The sequence below is a fragment of the Domibacillus indicus genome (genome assembly GCF_000970685.1).
In the GTDB taxonomy this organism is placed as follows: Bacteria; Bacillota; Bacilli; order Bacillales; family Domibacillaceae; genus Domibacillus; species Domibacillus indicus.
In genome coordinates, this window is sequence record NZ_LAJB01000007.1 from 291,880 (window position 1) to 309,571 (window position 17,692).

Annotated in this window: 17 protein-coding genes; 5 read left to right on the forward strand and 12 right to left on the reverse strand. The window is 43.1% G+C overall.

The features are described 5' to 3' along the window. The 4 genes from VP98_RS09595 to cyoE all read right to left on the reverse strand — a co-directional run bounded on the left by VP98_RS09595 (position 1) and on the right by cyoE (position 4,625). Complete coding sequence (locus tag VP98_RS09595) at positions 1-630, reverse strand: cytochrome (ubi)quinol oxidase subunit III (RefSeq protein WP_046175157.1); 630 nt, start codon at positions 628-630, stop codon at positions 1-3. Further along, the gene (gene ctaD / locus VP98_RS09600; RefSeq protein ID WP_046175158.1) at positions 630-2,510 is read right to left on the reverse strand and encodes a cytochrome c oxidase subunit I; all 1,881 of its coding nucleotides are present in this window, start codon (positions 2,508-2,510) and stop codon (positions 630-632) included. The genes VP98_RS09595 and ctaD overlap by 1 nt, the downstream gene beginning before the upstream one ends. 34 nt (positions 2,511-2,544) lie before the next feature. Beyond that, complete coding sequence (gene coxB, locus VP98_RS09605; protein ID WP_046175159.1) at positions 2,545-3,630, reverse strand: cytochrome c oxidase subunit II; 1,086 nt, start codon at positions 3,628-3,630, stop codon at positions 2,545-2,547. A gap of 86 nt (positions 3,631-3,716) precedes the next feature. After that, positions 3,717-4,625, reverse strand: a complete 909-nt coding sequence (cyoE, locus tag VP98_RS09610; RefSeq protein ID WP_046175160.1) for a heme o synthase — start codon at positions 4,623-4,625, stop codon at positions 3,717-3,719. 298 nt (positions 4,626-4,923) lie between these two features. Between cyoE and VP98_RS09615 the strand changes: the two genes are divergently transcribed. Beyond that, positions 4,924-5,862, forward strand: coding sequence for a COX15/CtaA family protein (locus VP98_RS09615; RefSeq protein ID WP_052712197.1), 939 nt, complete (start codon positions 4,924-4,926; stop codon positions 5,860-5,862). A gap of 20 nt (positions 5,863-5,882) precedes the next feature. On the opposite strand, the gene pyc is transcribed toward VP98_RS09615, so the two are convergent. The 3 genes from pyc to VP98_RS09630 form a co-directional block, all read right to left on the reverse strand. Beyond that, on the reverse strand, positions 5,883-9,320 hold the full coding sequence (pyc, locus tag VP98_RS09620) for a pyruvate carboxylase (RefSeq protein WP_197076578.1): 3,438 nt from the start codon (positions 9,318-9,320) through the stop codon (positions 5,883-5,885). A 70-nt stretch (positions 9,321-9,390) separates the two neighbouring features. After that, the gene (locus tag VP98_RS09625; protein WP_046175162.1) at positions 9,391-10,542 is read right to left on the reverse strand and encodes an FtsW/RodA/SpoVE family cell cycle protein; all 1,152 of its coding nucleotides are present in this window, start codon (positions 10,540-10,542) and stop codon (positions 9,391-9,393) included. An 87-nt stretch (positions 10,543-10,629) separates the two neighbouring features. Beyond that, entirely contained in the window at positions 10,630-10,911 is a 282-nt protein-coding gene (locus tag VP98_RS09630) for a YlaN family protein (protein WP_046175163.1), read from the reverse strand. A 162-nt stretch (positions 10,912-11,073) separates the two neighbouring features. On the opposite strand from VP98_RS09630, the gene VP98_RS09635 reads away from it, so the two are divergent. Continuing rightward, positions 11,074-11,574 (forward strand): hypothetical protein, encoded by a 501-nt coding sequence (locus VP98_RS09635; RefSeq protein WP_046175164.1) that lies wholly within the window; start codon positions 11,074-11,076, stop codon positions 11,572-11,574. 277 nt (positions 11,575-11,851) lie between these two features. On the opposite strand, the gene VP98_RS09640 is transcribed toward VP98_RS09635, so the two are convergent. Continuing rightward, complete coding sequence (locus tag VP98_RS09640; RefSeq protein WP_046175165.1) at positions 11,852-12,955, reverse strand: HD-GYP domain-containing protein; 1,104 nt, start codon at positions 12,953-12,955, stop codon at positions 11,852-11,854. A 36-nt stretch (positions 12,956-12,991) separates the two neighbouring features. After that, positions 12,992-13,453, reverse strand: a complete 462-nt coding sequence (locus tag VP98_RS09645) for a pyridoxamine 5'-phosphate oxidase family protein (RefSeq protein WP_046175166.1) — start codon at positions 13,451-13,453, stop codon at positions 12,992-12,994. Between the two features lie 105 nt (positions 13,454-13,558). Between VP98_RS09645 and VP98_RS09650 the strand changes: the two genes are divergently transcribed. Further along, positions 13,559-13,762, forward strand: a complete 204-nt coding sequence (locus tag VP98_RS09650; RefSeq protein ID WP_046175167.1) for a YlaI family protein — start codon at positions 13,559-13,561, stop codon at positions 13,760-13,762. Next, the gene (locus VP98_RS09655) at positions 13,750-14,175 is read left to right on the forward strand and encodes a hypothetical protein (RefSeq protein ID WP_046175168.1); all 426 of its coding nucleotides are present in this window, start codon (positions 13,750-13,752) and stop codon (positions 14,173-14,175) included. Before VP98_RS09650 ends, VP98_RS09655 begins: the two co-directional genes overlap by 13 nt. A 14-nt stretch (positions 14,176-14,189) precedes the next feature. On the opposite strand, the gene VP98_RS09660 is transcribed toward VP98_RS09655, so the two are convergent. Together VP98_RS09660 and typA are read right to left on the reverse strand one after the other, a co-directional pair. Continuing rightward, positions 14,190-14,504 carry a YlaH-like family protein gene (locus VP98_RS09660; protein ID WP_046175169.1) on the reverse strand — a complete coding sequence of 105 codons (315 nt, stop codon included), beginning with the start codon at positions 14,502-14,504 and terminating at the stop codon, positions 14,190-14,192. Between the two features lie 15 nt (positions 14,505-14,519). Further along, positions 14,520-16,352, reverse strand: a complete 1,833-nt coding sequence (typA, locus tag VP98_RS09665) for a translational GTPase TypA (protein WP_046175170.1) — start codon at positions 16,350-16,352, stop codon at positions 14,520-14,522. Between the two features lie 157 nt (positions 16,353-16,509). Between typA and VP98_RS09670 the strand changes: the two genes are divergently transcribed. Beyond that, complete coding sequence (locus VP98_RS09670; protein WP_046175171.1) at positions 16,510-16,695, forward strand: YlaF family protein; 186 nt, start codon at positions 16,510-16,512, stop codon at positions 16,693-16,695. Positions 16,696-16,798: 103 nt separating this feature from the next. Here VP98_RS09670 and VP98_RS09675 read toward each other — a convergent pair whose 3' ends face one another. Beyond that, positions 16,799-17,587 (reverse strand): inositol monophosphatase family protein, encoded by a 789-nt coding sequence (locus VP98_RS09675; RefSeq protein ID WP_046175172.1) that lies wholly within the window; start codon positions 17,585-17,587, stop codon positions 16,799-16,801. Positions 17,588-17,692 lie beyond the last annotated feature (105 nt).

A 17,692-nucleotide genomic window follows, 5' to 3' on the forward strand; every position in this document is an offset into this window, starting at 1 on the left:
TTATCCCACCATTCCCATTAAGTATACGACCGTGAAGATGAACACCCATACGACATCAATAAAATGCCAGTATAGGCTTGCTAAATAAAACTTCGGCGCATTGTATAGAGTAAGCCCCCGCTTGGCATTACGGATCATGAGCGCAATAATCCAGGAAAGCCCGAACACAACGTGACCTCCATGGAAGCCAACCAGCGTGTAAAAGGCAGAACCAAATGCACTGCTTGTAAATTTATGTTCAAACTCATGATAATAATGATTGAATTCATAAATTTCACAGCCAAGGAAGCCTAATCCTAATGCGACTGTAATAAACAGCCATTGCTGCATTTTCTTAAAATTATAGTTTTTCATGTGATACATTGCAAATACCGATGTTAATGAACTTGTTAACAGAAGCATCGTCATCAAGAAAACGAGCGGCAATTCGAATAAATCTGCTGCTTTTGCGTGTGTATCACTTGGCACACTATCTTTTAACGCGAGATATGTTGCAAATAGCGAAGCAAACAGTACTGTTTCCCCGCCAAGGAAAAACCAAAAACCTAGAAATTTATTTTTGCCTTCAAGCGTTGCCTGCTCAGGTGATTCGGGCCACGTTTGCGGCGTGAATTTTTGTTCAGCTGCCATTAAACTGCCCCTCCTTTGCCTGACTCGTCCAGCAATTCTTCTTTATGAATGTGATAACCGTGATCATCTTTGATTGAACGGTAAAGCATTGCACCAAATGTTACAATCATTCCAATGATAAGAACGGGGATTGCCCAGTCTTTGCCTTCATCTGCATGATACATAGCACCAAATGCCGCAATGAAAAGGCCTAATGAAATCACAAACGGAACAAAGGAATTGTTCGGCATGTGGATATCGCCAACTGGTTCTGCCGGTGTCATTTCTGTTTTGCCTTCCATTTTTTCAATCCAATATGGATCCAGCCCGCGAACAAGCGGAAGCTGCTTGAAATTGTAGTAAGGCGTTGGAGATGGAAGAGACCATTCAAGGGTACGCCCATCTTCCCAAGGATCACGTCCTACCTGCACGTTTTTCACTTGCGTTATAACGACGTTCACAAGGAAAATAATAACCCCGACCGCCATAAAGGCTGCCCCGATTGAACTTATAAGATTTCCACTATCAAGCCCCTGGCCAGGAAGGAAGGTCCAGACACGGCGCGGCATCCCCATTAATCCAAGGAAATGCTGAATAAAGAATGTTAAATGGAAGCCGATTAAGAATAAAACAAAGGTAACTTTACCGAGTTTTTCACTAAGCATTGTACCAAACATAAGCGGCCAGTAGAAATGGGCACCGCCAAGAAGGCCAAGTACAATCCCGCCAACGATTACATAGTGGAAATGGGCTACGATAAAGTAACTGTCATGGAACTGGTAGTCAGCCGGTGCTGCTGCCTGCATTACTCCTGTAACTCCGCCCATAACAAACGACGGTATAAAAGCAACAGCGTAAAGCATTGGCACGGTAAACTTAATGCTCCCGCCCCAAATGGTTAAAATCCAGTTGAAGATCTTAATACCGGTCGGAACAGCAATGGCCATCGTTGCTACAGCGAAAATAGCGTTGGCAATTGGTCCGAGTCCCGTTGTAAACATATGATGGGCCCAAACCATGAATCCCAGGAATCCGATTAGTACAGTCGCAAATACCATGGAGGAATAACCAAAAAGGCGTTTCCGTGCAAACGTTGGGAAAATCTCTGAAAAAATCCCGAAAGCAGGAAGGACGAGAATATATACTTCCGGATGTCCGAAGATCCAAAAGAAATGTTCCCAGATAATTGTATTACCTCCCATTGCGACATCAAAAAATCCTGAACCAAACATACGGTCAAAGATAAGCATAAACAATCCGACCGTAAGCGGCGGGAAAGCAAATAAGATAAGAGCGGATGCCACAAATGTCGTCCAGGTGAAAAGCGGCATTCTCATATAGGTCATGCCCGGTGCACGCATATTAATAATCGTCACCAAAAAGTTAATACCGCCCATCAATGTACCAAAACCGGAAATTTGCAGTCCAAGGGCGTAGAAATCAATACCATGCCCTTCAGACGCAAGTGAAAGCGACGCATAAGACGTCCATCCTGCATCTGGAGCACCTCCCAAAAACCATGAAAGGTTTAAAAACAGCCCCCCGAAAAAGAACAGCCAAAATCCAAGCGCATTGATAAACGGAAAGGCAACGTCACGCGCGCCAATTTGCAGCGGCATAACAGCATTCATAAATGCAAATAATAAAGGCATTGCTGCCAGGAAAATCATAGTGGTACCGTGCATTGTAATAATTTCATTAAATAAACCGGCACTGACAAAGTCATTGTTCGGCACAGCCAGCTGAATGCGAATCATCATTGCTTCAATACCGCCGACAATAAAGAAAAAGCCGCCAGCAAGTAAATAAAGTATTGCGATTTTTTTATGGTCAACTGTTGTTAGGTATTCCCAGACTGTACCGGCAAATCCCCGTTTCTGCGTATGTGCAATGGTACTCAACGGTTTTACCTCCTTTACCCTAACTCTATAATTATTATTCTACTTTAAGACTCATTAAATAAGCAGCCAGCTGATCCAGCTCCTGGTCAGACAGCTCACCGTATGTACCGGTCATTTTATTACCTGGTTTGTACTGCTCGGGATTTTTAATCCAGCTTTTTAATTCTTCTTCGTTATGCGCCAAAATACCGGCTACTAGTTCGCGGTCTCCAAAATTCGCAAGATTTGGCGCGGTACGCGCTGCTTCCGGCCGTGCATCAGCGGTTGTGACAGCATGGCAGCTTAAACACTTTTGATTAAATACTTCCTGTCCTGCTGCTGCAGTTGGATCCGTTGGCACTTCTTCCGCTGCCTCTGCATCTACAGCCTGCATAGCTGTTATCCATTGGTCAAATTCTTCCTGTGGAAGCGCACGCACTTTAAAGTCCATTAAAGCGTGAGAAGGACCGCAAAGCTCGGCACATTTCCCATAGAACAAGTTATCAGCTTCAGCCGCTTTTTCATTATCAAATTCAAGCCACATTTTATTGACATTATCTACATTTGTATCAATCTTTCCGCCGGCAGCCGGAATCCAGAATGAGTGTTTAACGTCAGATGCTTTTACATTAAAATATACTTTTTGGTCAGTCGGAACAACAAGATCCTGGCTTGTGATAATTTTCTGGTTGGGATACTCAAATTCCCACCAGTACAGGTTGGCCCGCACATTTACAACTAAAGCGTCTGTTGTGCCATCTTCATTTTTCTTATCCATTGCCTTCGTATCAGCCAGATCGAATGTAGCGATGACTGTTGGAATTGCCAGAACGATAAGCAAAAGGATTGGAATAGCAGTCCAGATAATTTCCAAAACGTGGCTTCCTTCCACCTGTTTTGGAATGGCTTTATCTCCTTTTCTGCGGCGAAACTTGATGACAGCAACAGCAAACAAAATCGATACAACGATAACTACTCCTACCATAATCCATGTGCTCAGCATCATAAGATCATATGCGGTCTGGCCTGCTTCACCAGCAGGGGTCAGCGTTGAAAGAAACGGTTCACCGCAGCCGGACAGAACGAGCGCCAGCAGGCCGACTGCCGTAAAAAGGCGCCATTTTGTTAGCTTCTGTTTCATAGCGTATTACTTCCCCTCTTTCGTATAAAATTTCTACTAAAACAGTGCGTATATATGGATTTCTTCAAAAGAAAGAACTCCCTTTATTAAATAACAGTCACAATGACCATCGCTACGAAAATAATGGTTAAATACTGCAATGAATAAATAAACATATATTTAGCCCATTTCAAATCGTCTTTAGTTCTGAAGCCTGTTGCAGCCAGCACAGCCCATCCTGCATTTAGCAAAGTTGCCAAAATGATAAATGCCATGCCCAGTTCAGTCATGAAAAACGGCAGCGGCAAAAGGAGAAGCGTCCAAACAAACATATGGCGTTTTGTGACCGCAAACCCTTTCACAGTAGGAAGCATTGGAATACCCGCTTTCCCATATTCATCTGCCCGCTTCATCGCCAGTGCATAAAAATGCGGCGGCTGCCAAATGAACATGATCAAAAAGAGCATCCACGGCAAGACGTCAAGTGTCGGATCAACCGCTGCCCATCCGATAAGAGGCGGAACCGCCCCCGAAATACTTCCTACAATTGTATTGCTGACGTGGCGCCGTTTTGACCACATTGTATAAATAACAACATAACTCAGAATTCCAATGACGCCGATGACGCCTGCTGTGAACGTTGTCATAAATAAAAGCGCTGATCCGATAATGACGAGCGCAAGTCCTAATGTTAATACTTTGGAATAGCTGATCTTTCCTGTAACCGTCGGCCTTGTTTTTGTACGCTCCATTAACGGGTCAATGTCTCGATCGATATAATTATTTAAACTTGCGGAACCCGCAATGATTAAAGCGGAGCCAATAAGAGTCAAAACGATTGTATTAAAATTGGCCAAAAACGGAATATCATTTAAGATAAAGGCCAGCCACATACCTGTAAAAACGGTTATTAAGTTAGAATTAACAATGCCGATTTTAATTAGCGCTAAAAAATCTTTCATTGCTGTTGTTTCCGGCACATTTGATTTATCTATAGTTGTTGCTGCACGCGACATCTTTCCTCCCCCTTTCTTATTTTACTATAAAGGATATAGCCGCGCTTTTCTACCATATTTCAAAACATTTCAAAAGCATGGCGCTCTCTTCCATATTAAATCATATCCTTTCTTTTTTATGTGAACGGATAATGAACTATTTTTGTCTAATTTGTGTCTCGTGAAAACCTTCTGTTTTCAGGCGTTCTTTTTTATAAGATAATATGAAGATGTATAATAGGCGGCTTTAAAAAAAGACAGCCTTCTGGATTTGCTGGAATGATAGATATATATAGATAGAAAGAAGAAGGTGAACATTTTGCACAGCTGGCTTAAATGGCTTGGTGTTGTGACCACTCTTGTTATGCTTGCCGTCTTGATTGGCGGTGCGCTTGTCACAAAAACGGATTCCGGTCTTGGCTGCGGAAATGAATGGCCGCTTTGCCACGGCCAGATTATTCCGGAAGATATTACGATAGAAACCATCATTGAACTTTCACACCGCGCCGTTTCAGGAGCAGCCGGCCTTCTTGTTCTGGCGCTGTCCATTGCATCCTGGCGCTTTATCGGCCATAAGCGGGAAACAAAGTTTCTGGCTGTCCTGGCTCTTTTCTTCTTGATTGCCCAGGCACTGATTGGGGCAGCGGCTGTTCTTTGGGGACAAAACGATTTCGTGTTAGCGCTTCACTTTGGCATCTCTCTTATTTCGTTTGCAGCCGTCCTCTTACTGACACTGCTTATTTTCGAAGTAGACCAGCGGTTTGATGCGTCATCTCTTGTTGTTGACAGCCGCATGAAATGGCATACGATCGGAGTTACTCTTTACAGCTACATTGTTGTTTATACAGGGGCTCTCGTCCGCCACACAAAATCAAGCATGGCATGCAGTTCATGGCCAATGTGCGGCAACAATGATTTGCTGCCATCAAATTTGTATCAATGGGTTCAAATGAGCCACCGTGCTGCAGCAGGACTTATTTTCCTGTGGATTGCTTATATTGCTTACCTTTCCGTTAAGCATCATAAGCACCAGCGCGTTTTGTACTATGGGTGGCTGATTGCGTTTATTCTGGTGCTGCTTCAAGTCATTGCGGGCGCAATCATTATTTGGACGAATTTAAATTTATATGTAGCCCTCGCTCATGCTCTTTTTATATCCTGCTTATTTGGACTGTTATGCTACTTTATCCTGCTTATTTCCCGCAGTAAAGTTAATACGCTGGATCAAATAAATAATAAAAGCACTGCCTCCAATTAAGAGGCAGTGCTTTTATTTTCTTATTTTTCAAGCTCTACAAGCAAATCGCCTGTTGCAATTGCTTCGCCGTTTTGAACATGAACCGCTTTAACTGTTCCATCAAATGGCGCCTGTACGGTTGTTTCCATTTTCATTGCTTCTGTAATCATTAAGTGGTCACCGCGCTTTACTTTATCCCCTTTTTCAAGGATAACTTTGATAACCGTTCCCGGCATTGTTGCCGCGATGTGGCACTCATTTTTTGGATCTGCTTTTACTTTTGCATTTACAGCAGATTTGATGCTTTCATCTTTAATTACGACATCACGCGGCTGCCCATTCAGCTCAAAGCTTAAAATACGCGTTCCGTCTGCCTGAGGATGGCCGATTGAAACAAGCTTTACAATTAACGTTTTTCCTGTTTCAATTTCAATTTCTTTTTCTTCACCAAGACGCATGCCGTAAAGGAACGTTGGTGTATCTAAAACGGAAATATCTCCATATTGCGCTTTTACTTTTGCATAATCGCTAAACACCTTAGGATACAGCGCGTACGCGATCACATCTTGATCTGTCGGCTCTTCCCCGATTTCCTGCTCCAGCTCTTTGCGAAGCGCCTGGAAATCCACTGCTTCAAGAAGCTCTCCAGGCCGTACACTGATTGGTTTCTTGCCTTTTAAAATAACTTTTTGAAGCTCTTCCGGGAATCCGCCTACCGGCTGTCCAAGATAGCCTTCAAACAATTCGATTACCGAATCCGGGAAGTCGATTTTATCTCCGCGGCTAAGTACGTCTTCTTCTGTTAAATCATTTTGAACCATAAACAGCGCCATATCGCCGACTACTTTTGAAGAAGGAGTTACTTTAACAATATCACCGAACATAAGGTTTACACGGCGATACATATCTTTCACTTCATCCCAGCGGTCGCCAAGCCCTACGCCTTTTGCCTGCTGCTGAAGATTTGAATATTGCCCGCCTGGCATCTCATGCTCATAAATTTCTGTATGCGGAGCCAGCATGCCGCTTTCAAATGGCGTGTAAAACTTGCGGACATCTTCCCAATAGTAAGAGACTTTTTCAAGCGCATCAATGCTGACCGATGGTGCACGGTCTGTTCCATCCAATGCATATCGCAATGTGCTGGCACTTGGCTGGGACGTAAGCCCGGCCATTGGGCTGAGTGCGGTGTCGACAATGTCTACTCCTGCTTCAATTGCTTTTGTGTACATCAAAATACCATTGCCGCTTGTATCGTGTGTATGCAGATGTATTGGAATATTTACCGCTTCTTTTAATTCTGAAATCAACCGGTAAGCAGCCTGCGGCTTAAGAAGGCCGGCCATATCTTTAATACCAAGAATATGAGCGCCCTGGGCTTCTAATTCTTTAGCCATCTGCTTATAGTATTCTACATTATACTTTGCACGGGATGGATCATCAATATCTCCTGTATAGCAGATAGTGGCTTCTGCAATTTTGCCCGATTGACGAACTGCATCAATAGCTACTGTCATACCTTTAACCCAGTTTAAGCTGTCGAAAATGCGGAATACATCAATGCCTGTTTCTGCAGACTGCTGAACAAACTCCTGAATAACATTGTCTGGATAATTTTTATAGCCGACTGCGTTTGAGGCCCGAAGCAGCATCTGGAATAATACATTCGGCACCTGCTTGCGCAATACCTCGAGCCGTTTCCATGGATCTTCTTTTAAGAAGCGGTAGGCTACGTCAAATGTCGCGCCACCCCACATTTCAAGTGAGAATAATTCCGGAAGAAGACGTGCCGTTGCAGGCGCAATATGCGTTAAATCCGTTGTGCGAACCCGGGTTGCCAGCAAGGACTGGTGGGCATCACGCATTGTTGTATCCGTCAAAAGAACCTCTTTTTGATTTTTCACCCATGTTACAAGGCCGTCAGCACCCTGCTCATCCAGGATCTGTTTTGTGCCCCGTGCCGGTTTTTCAGACAGCTTAACCTTTGGAATGCGCGGTGCATCAAAAACAGGCTTTTTCTTTTGCTCAATACCCGGGAATCCATTCACCGTTATGGTTCCAATATAGTTAAGCATTTTTGTGCCCCGGTCTTTTCTTTTCGGGAAAACAAACAGTTCAGGCGTTGTATCAATAAATGATGTATCATAATTTCCTGAAATGAAGTCTTTATGCTTCATTACATTCTCCAAAAATGGAATATTCGTTTTAATTCCGCGAATTCGGAACTCCTGCAAATTCCGTACCATTTTAGAAGCAGCCTGTTCAAACGTCATAGCAAATGTAGACACTTTTACAAGCAGAGAATCATAATACGGGGTAATAACGGCACCCTGGAAGCTGTTTCCTGCATCAAGGCGTACTCCGTAGCCGCCACCGGAGCGATAAGCCATAATTCTTCCTGTATCCGGCATAAAGCCGTTTTCCGGATCCTCTGTTGTCACTCGGGATTGAATGGCGTATCCCATTGTGCGGATGTCCTTTTGCAGCGGAACTCCTACTTTATCGCTGTGAAGGCCATGGCCTTCTGCCACTAAAATTTGTGTCTGAACGATATCAATACCCGTAATCAGTTCCGTAATCGTGTGTTCTACTTGAACGCGGGGATTAACTTCAATAAAATAAAAATCTTCTCCAGCAGTTAAAAACTCAACCGTCCCTGCATTTAAGTAATCCACATTTTTCATCAACTTAACTGCGGCATCGCAAACACGGTCTCGCAAATCAGCTGAAATAGAAACCGCCGGCGCTACTTCCACCACTTTTTGATGGCGGCGCTGTACCGAGCAGTCACGTTCAAATAAGTGGACTACATTGCCTTCATGATCGCCAATAATCTGTACCTCAATGTGTTTTGGGTTTTGAACAAACTTCTCTACATATACTTCATCGTTGCCGAATGCTGCTTTCGCTTCCGATTTGGCACGGTCGTATGCTTCGCTGACTTCTTCCAGGCTCTGGACAATCCGCATGCCGCGCCCGCCGCCGCCAAGTGACGCTTTAATAATAATAGGGAAGCCGTGCTTTTCACCAAATTCCCTTACTTCATCCAGGCTGTTTACCGGTCCATCTGAACCCGGAATTACAGGGATTTCTGCGTTAATAGCCTGTGTCCGTGCTTTTACTTTATCACCGAACATATCAAGGTGGGCAGACTTTGGTCCGATAAAAATAATCCCTTCCTCTTCGCAACGTTTTGCGAATTCGATATTTTCAGATAAAAATCCGTAGCCGGGATGAATAGCGTCTACTTCTGCTTGTTTAGCAATTTCAATAATGCCTTCAATGTCCAAATAAGCGTCAATCGGCTTTTTACCTTCGCCGACAAGGTATGCTTCATCAGCTTTATAACGATGATATGATCCTGAATCTTCCTTCGAGTAAACAGCTACTGTCCGGATATGTAATTCTGTGCAGGCACGAAATACGCGAATAGCGATTTCTCCCCTGTTCGCCACCAGCACTTTGCTGATTTTTTTCATCTTCATCTCTCCCCTGATCTGTTGATAAAATATATATATAAAAAGGTTCAACTGGTGAACCTTTTTATTTTTATGATTTATAGTTTTTTTCGTATTTTGACTGCATCGATACATTCGCTAGAATTCCGAGCGAAATGGAAAGCAGCAATAAAGACGAACCGCCGTAACTAATAAAAGGAAGCGGAACCCCGGTAATCGGAATAACTCCTGATACACCGCCCAGATTGATAAATGCCTGAAGCCCTATCATGGAAGAAATCCCGACTGCAAGCATAGAGCCGAACGAATCGGAACTCCGTATCGCAATCCGAAGTCCATGTAAGACTATAAAACAAATTCCTCCAATGACAATAATGATTCCGAATATGCCAAGTTCCTCCGCAATAATGGCCATAATAAAGTCCGTATGCGGTTCTGGCAGATAGCCAAGTTTTTGAACACTCTGTCCAAGCCCCCGACCAGTCAGTCCGCCCGAACCAATCGCAAGGTAGGAGTTTACAAGGTGATAACCCGCATCTTCTTCATATTTAAATGGGTCCATGTAACTTGTAAGCCGGCTCATTCGTTCTTCTGACAATATATTGTCTTTCTGCCATATTAGGAGGGGCGATAAGAGCACAGTGAAAATTCCGATAAGAAGAAGAAACTTTGCAAGCTTTTTCATTTTTATACCGGATGATAGAACAATTGTCAACCCAATCGCGAAAATGATCGATGCTGTTCCATAGTCCGGCTCAAGCGCGACAAGAAAACAAACCACAAATAAAACGATTACTGGAGGAGCAATACTATTGTTTAAGGAATTAATGTTTTTTTGTTTTTTCGAAAACACAGCTGACATGTAAATAATAATAACAAGTTTTGAGAATTCAGAAGGCTGAATAGAACGGGCTCCCACTTGAAACCAGCTTTGCGCATTATTAGATACGCTTCCAAATAAAAACAACAAAAACAATGTGAGAAACATTCCGCCCGTCATGATAACTAATAACCGGTTTGCTTTTAAACGCCGGTAAGGAAATATTGACATGAATCCAAAAGCAAGAAAAGCCAGAACGACGTGGATCTTTTGTTTATCATAAAAATATCCGCTTTCAAGTCCCCATCGCTGTACCGCCATTACTGAACTTGCACTGAAAATCATCATCAGCCCAAACAAACATAGTATTAAAAATACAGCTGCCAGTGGATAGTCATATGATTTTAACTTTCTCTTCCACATACATACCTTCCATTCATACGCTTATCGAAAAGCGAGACTCAATTAGGTTAAAAAAAACTCAAACAGCTGTTTGAGTTTTCTGTCTGTTTACCGGTCGATCGATGCTTCATGCAATGCTGATAATTTTTGTTCGAGCGAATCGATCAGCTGTTTGCCGTCTGCTTCATCCACCAGTCCGAGACGTATGGCGAAATCTATTTCACGGGATAAGCCGAACATTTGAGTGTCAAGCACTTCCTCGTATAAAGGACACTGCGGCATCGTTAAGTTGTCCATTTGTACTTTAATGAGACGCAAAATTTTTTCCGCATCCGCCTGCAACAGAGAGTAGGCTTTTTCCCGATGGTCTATTTTCATTTCAGATGCCATTATTTCTCCCCCTGTTCCAAGAATGGAATCACTGTATATTAAAAGATTTTATCGTTAATACAGGGAATTTGCAAGGAATTTTAATACATGCACTGACAACCTGAACGTTTCAGGGTATACTTAATTTATACATAGCCAACTACACAAAGGAGATTTAACCCTATGGAACAAATCATTCCAATCAAAGGGAAAGTATCATTTCCTGTTACGCTTGACCCGGGCGTCTGGATTTTCGACGACCGCCGTATTGATTTAGATGAATTTTTTTCTTCTTCAAGCCAGCCAGAAAGAGACGAAGAAGAGGAGTATATCAAAAGCACATCCAGGTTTTGGGAAAAAGAAATTCGAGAAGGTGCTGTTTTTCCGCCGACGATTAAATCAGAGAAAAAATATGAAAAAGAAAAAGTGCTTACAGGCACTTTCGGTATTCCTTTATCTCCATTTTTAAAAAATGCAGAGCCGCTGGATGAAGCTTCTGAAATTTTATTTGAGACAAAAAACGGTCCGGTTTCATTTCCATTAACAGAAGCTGAACTGCTGATTCTGCAATTTTCGCTAAAAGGGAAACCACTTCATGAAGAAGGTCCTGTTCATGTATTGTTCAAAGATGGCTCAAATCGCGAAAATCCTATTACTCATGTTACAGCTGTTCAAATCCGCTAAACGCCCCGTATGAAAGATAAAGATATTGAAATACAGCTTATCTTCCGCCGGCCGGGAAGCGGAGTGAGCAGCGTCAAACCTTCTACAGGACTGTCGACAAAGTCGCCAGTCCTTTTCACTTAACTTCTACATTTGAAAAAGTACAGGCGGTTTACTGGGAAGCCCTGCTTTTTGGAAAAAGCCGGATTCCCGCTGCTGCCTTAGATTTTCCACAAAAAAGCAAACAGATTGCAAATGACTTGATCGGCAATCTGCTTCTGTTTCAATAAAAAGCTCCTTATGTATAAAATAATGTTGTATCGGTTTCCGTAATCATAAGGGTCGTCTCTTTTGCCATATTTACTTTATAGGGCACATCCAGGACATGCCCTTCCTCTTCTAAAATAAGAAGCACGGGGCGGTCGCTCATATGTTCATTCTGTTCGGAAACAACCCCCTTCCGCCCGTCATTCAGCCAGACAGTTAAACCCTTAGGATACATTACAATCGCTTTTCTAAACATTTCAATATAAGCTGTTTCAAACTCAGTTCCTGAGCCTGCATATAAAATTTCCATTCCTTCATGAGGGAGCATTGCTTTCCGGTATATCCGGTTAGAAGTAACTGCGTCATAAACATCAGCAATGCCAATCATCTTGCCGAAAATGTGAATTTCATCTCCGCTAATGCCACGCGGATAGCCCGAGCCGTTTAACCTTTCGTGGTGCTGAAAAGCGCAATGCGCTACGGTTACCGGAAGGCTGTGTTCTTTTCGGAGCAGGTCAAATCCGAATTCTGTATGTTTTTTTATAAGTTCAAATTCTTCACCTGTAAGCCTGGAGGGCTTTTTTAAAATGGCCGCCGGAATAAGCAGTTTGCCAACATCATGCAGCATTGCCCCTAGTCCAAGTTCTTCTGTTTGTTTCGCTGTTAAATTTTTCAGTTTAAGGCTGAGTGCCAAGGTATAAATAGTCACGTTCAATGAATGGATAAAAATGTAATCATCATGAGCATACAAATGCGTCAATAAATCAATTGCTTCTTTCCGTTCTTTAATCTGGCTGATAATGTCCCGGACAACCACCGCAAACCTTTTTTCCATTTTATGCAGCCCAAATCTCGGAGACCCTTCAGCCAGCTCTTTTTTTACTTGATGAAACGCTTCCGACATCATAGTAAGAGCTTCTCTCCGCGTTTCTTCTGCCAGAACCGGCCGGATGTAAATATCATCCGTTCTTGCATCCTCGATATAAACATAGGTAATTCCCAGCGAATGCAGACGCTTTAAAATGGAAGATGTAAGTTCCACACCAGACCTTAGCAATACTTGTCCTCTGCTGTTTAGTACATTTTCAGCAAGATAGACATTTTCTTGAATGGATGACAAAGCAACTAATCTCAATATTTTCGAACTCCTTATATAGTAAAACTGGCCTCGTCAGCTCCTCCCCTGCCTGAGGGCGGCCATAATTTGCCGGTCCAATTTTTCCGCAGCCTGCAAATCATATGTTTGCTCATAAACCGGTTCAACTGCAATTTTTGATCCATAAAACATAACGTCCCGCACTTCTTTTATAGCCAGTTCTATTACAGACGCTTTTAATGGCACGTCATCGAGACGGCTGGATATCACTTTAGCACTTCCGCTGATGGTAAAAGTGGAGCCGGAAGCAAAAACAGCCAGGGAAACGAGCGGGTTTTTATGAATATTATCGATGATTTTCGAGCGGCTGTCCACCGCAATCCGCAAAATCTGGTCCGTCGGGGCATAAACCCAGGATATGGCGTTCATAAAAGGCGCTCCTGTTTCCGCGTCTACCGTTGAAAAAAAAGACAGGCGCTCTGTCTGAAGTGCTTCGAATAAGTCTGGCAGTAAATAAGATTCATTTCGGTTTGCCAATATTTCCACCCCGTTATTTTTTCCCTCATTATACCAACAAACGTTTTGTAATTCTATTGCTGCCTCTTTATCATGTTATACTAGAGAGAACATGGAGGTGCCCTTATGAGAGTAAAGTGTGTAATGTGCGATAAAATTGAATCGCTTGATGATCATTTGCCTGCCGCAAAAAAATTGCGGAACCGCCCTATTCATACATATATGTGCGAAGAATGCCACGCACGTATTGCAGAAAAAACGGCCAATCGGATCAAAACCGGACATTTTTTCGTTTACCGATCCGGCAGCCAAAAAGAATGGCTTCAATAACTTATATTTTGCTGGCCGGTGCTTCCGCCGGTCTTGCACTTGGCCTTTTTCTAAAAGGAGTTGAGGCGGCCACGGGAATTGCTGTTTATAAACTCCTGCTCAATGTGGATTTTATTCCATACATCAATCAGGTTTTATGGCCTGAATGGGCTGAATTTATTTTCCACCTGTTTATTTCTTTTCTTTTATCAGCAGGATTCTTTGCAATTCTGCTAAAATCAAAACACCCGTATACGATTTCTTTTCTGCTGACACTGCCAGCTGTGTTTCTGTATTTTCCTTTGTCCTGGCTGGCTCACAAGCCCGTTCCGGCAGCAAATAATATGCAGGCTTTTGCCTGGTGGGCAGCAGGGCATATTTTATACGCATTCACGCTGGCTTTGTTTGGTCAAAAATATAAGCGGGAGGCCTAGGCCTCCCGCTTTCACTATGATGACATTTTCTCTTCTTTTTGGTGCTTTTTCAGCCTGAATTTATACGTACCCAGCACAAGCGCAGCTACCATGAGGCTTTCCACAACCGGAAGCTGGTACGATAAAACCAACAGTAACAATGAGCCAATAGCAAGCGAAAAATAAACAATTATGTTTTGCCATAATTTTAACTTTTTCGCAAATCCAAGATTATAGACAAGAATGGAAAGCACAATCAATATCGCCCAATACATTTGCACCGCGGTTCCAACGCCAAATTGTTGAATAAGCGCGCGCAGAATTGGTCCGACATGTTCAATTCCTTCCATATCCATCCCCCTTTATTACTGGTCTTTTTTGTTCTTTTTCGCGGCTTTTTCACGTTCATTTTTATCAAGAATTTTTTTACGCAGGCGAATTGACTGCGGTGTGAGCTCGCAGTATTCATCATCATTTAAGTACTCAAGCGCTTCTTCCAGCGACATAATACGCGGCTTTTTCATGGTAGCCGTTTGGTCTTTTGTCGCTGAACGGACATTCGTTGCCTGCTTTGTTTTCGCAATGTTTACAGTAAGGTCATTATCACGTGTATGCTCGCCGACAATCATTCCTGCATAAATTTCCGTTCCTGCTTCGACGAAAATGGTACCGCGGTCTTCAACCCCCATAATTCCATAAGTAGTGGCTTTTCCAGTTTCCTGGGAAACAAGTACTCCCTGGCGGCGGCCGCCGATGCGTCCTTTTTGCATTGGCTGATAGCTGTCAAAAGTATGGTTAATAATTCCGTATCCGCGAGTCATCGTTAAAAATTCGGTTGTATAGCCAATTAAGCCGCGTGCTGGCACCATGAAAATTAACCGGACTTGTCCGTTTCCATTATTAACCATGTCGAGCATTTCGCCTTTCCGCTCACCCATTGATTCAATGATTGACCCGGTGTATTCTTCCGGCACATCAATTTGAACACGCTCAACCGGCTCACATTTAACCCCGTCAATTTCCCTTACAATAACTTGAGGCTTCGAAACTTGAAGTTCAAATCCTTCACGGCGCAGATTTTCAATTAAAATGGATAAGTGAAGTTCACCGCGTCCGGATACAATCCACTCATCAGGCGAATCTGTATTTTCGACACGAAGGCTTACATCTGTTTCCAATTGGGCATGAAGACGCTCTTCAATTTTTCTTGATGTAACGAATTTTCCTTCACGGCCTGCAAATGGGCTGTTATTAACTAAAAAGTTCATTTGAAGAGTCGGCTCATCAATTCGAAGAACGGGCAGTGCTTCCTGATGCTCCATTGGTGTGACAGTTTCGCCGACGTTGATATCTTCCATACCGGAAACCGCTACAAGATCGCCGGCTTTTGCTGTCTCAATTTCCACGCGTTTTAATCCAAGGAAACCAAACATTTTTGTTACACGGAACTGTTTTACTTTTCCGTCAAGCTTCATCAGCGCAACTGGCTGGCCGACTGACATTTCTCCACGGAATACACGGCCAATCCCAATACGTCCTAAATAATCATTATAGTCCAGAAGTGAAACCTGGAACTGAAGCGGCTCATCACTGTTATCCACCGGTGCCGGGATATGCTCGATAATAGCTTCGTACAACGATTCCATATTTTCATCCTGCTGGTCCGGATCTGTGCTTGCTGTTCCATTAATGCCCGAAGCATAAATAACCGGGAATTCAAGCTGCTCATCGTTAGCATCAAGTTCGATAAATAATTCAAGCACTTCATCTACTACTTCAGCCGGACGGGCAAAATCACGGTCAATTTTGTTTACAACTACAATTGGACGAAGGTTTTGCTCCAGCGCTTTTTTCAAAACAAAGCGTGTTTGTGGCATGCATCCTTCATAGGCATCAACAACAAGAAGAACGCCGTCCACCATTTTCATGATCCGCTCTACCTCACCGCCAAAATCCGCATGCCCAGGGGTGTCCAAAATGTTGATTTTTGTATCTTTATATTGAATCGCAGTATTTTTAGCGAGAATTGTAATACCGCGTTCACGTTCAAGATCATTTGAATCCATCGCGCGCTCTTCTACATGCTCGTTTGAGCGAAAAATTCCTGATTGCTTTAAAAGCTGGTCGACGAGCGTCGTTTTCCCATGGTCAACGTGGGCGATAATCGCGATGTTCCGTAAGTCATTTCTTGTTTTCAAACTGTTTCCTCCTGCCTTTTCTAGAAACTTTCTTTTGTACAGTTTCCATTAACTGAATTATTATATCACACACTTTACATGATGCCTATTTGGAAAAAGCCGCATTGCAAAAAAAGCCGACAATATACTACAATAGAAGAAAAAGGGGGAATGAACTTTGCCTGCTATTCAATGGCCATTTTTAGGATTTGCTGTTTTAGCTGCCGCCTGCATGATCGGCACTGGCATCGCTATTGGAGAACAAAGCTTTCTAGGCATTGCAGCGTCAATCATTTTGCTGCTGGCCGTTATGGGATTTGGCTTTTCATACAAAGCAAAAATGCGACGTGCCGGAAAGTTATAAAAACCTTGTTTACCGGCCCGCGGCTGCAAATCGATAATTGCTAAGCATATATAGTTCTTGCTGCATAAAAAGGAACGGCTTCCGCTAAGCGCCGTTCCTTTTTTTAATTTAAATATTTTTTTAAGATGTCATCATGAAGACCTGGAGCAGATGCAAAAACCGGATTGACTGTAAGCATATTTATTTCTCCGCCGCTCAGGGTACTGACAATTCCTCCTGCCTCTTCTACAATCATTTTTCCGCCTGCAAAATCCCATGGAGCATTCCGCATTGTAATGTAAGCACTAAGGCGCCCAGAAGCAACGTATGCAAGCTCCAGCGCAGCCGAGCCATAAGACCTTGTTCCACGCACATCTTTTGCAAGCTGGACTAGCTTGTTTTGATCAAAATGCCTATTATCCACAAGCCATGTTGCACTTATACCGATCACCGCTTTTTCCACAGGTACAGGATCAAGCTTCTTAAGCGGCGTGTCATTCATCCAGGCACCGAGCCCCTTTTGAGCATGGTAAAGTTCGTCATGGACAACATCATATATGTAGCCGAGCTGGCCGATACCATTTTCATATATCCCAATGGAAAGAGCAAAATTTCGCTGCTGGTGAACAAAATTCATTGTTCCATCAATCGGGTCAATAATCCATATTACGCCATCAAGCGACTTGATGTCGTCTCCCTGTCCTTCTTCTCCCAGAATGCGGTGGCCGGGAAATTCGGTCCGGATCCGCTCAATAAAAAAACGCTCTGTTTCTTCATCCACATTTGTAACTAAATCATTTGGATTTGACTTTGCCTGTATACTAAGCGAACCGGCAAAAGAAGCACGTATATTTGCCCCGGCCTCTTGAATCCAGCGTTTTACTGTTTCATCGATCTTTGTCCAATCTGCCACATAACTTCCCCCGTTCCACTTCAAGCCATTTTCTTTCACCTTACATGAAATACAATGGGTTATCAAGTTATTGCCACCAGGTGCTTTATGTGATAATAATTATTA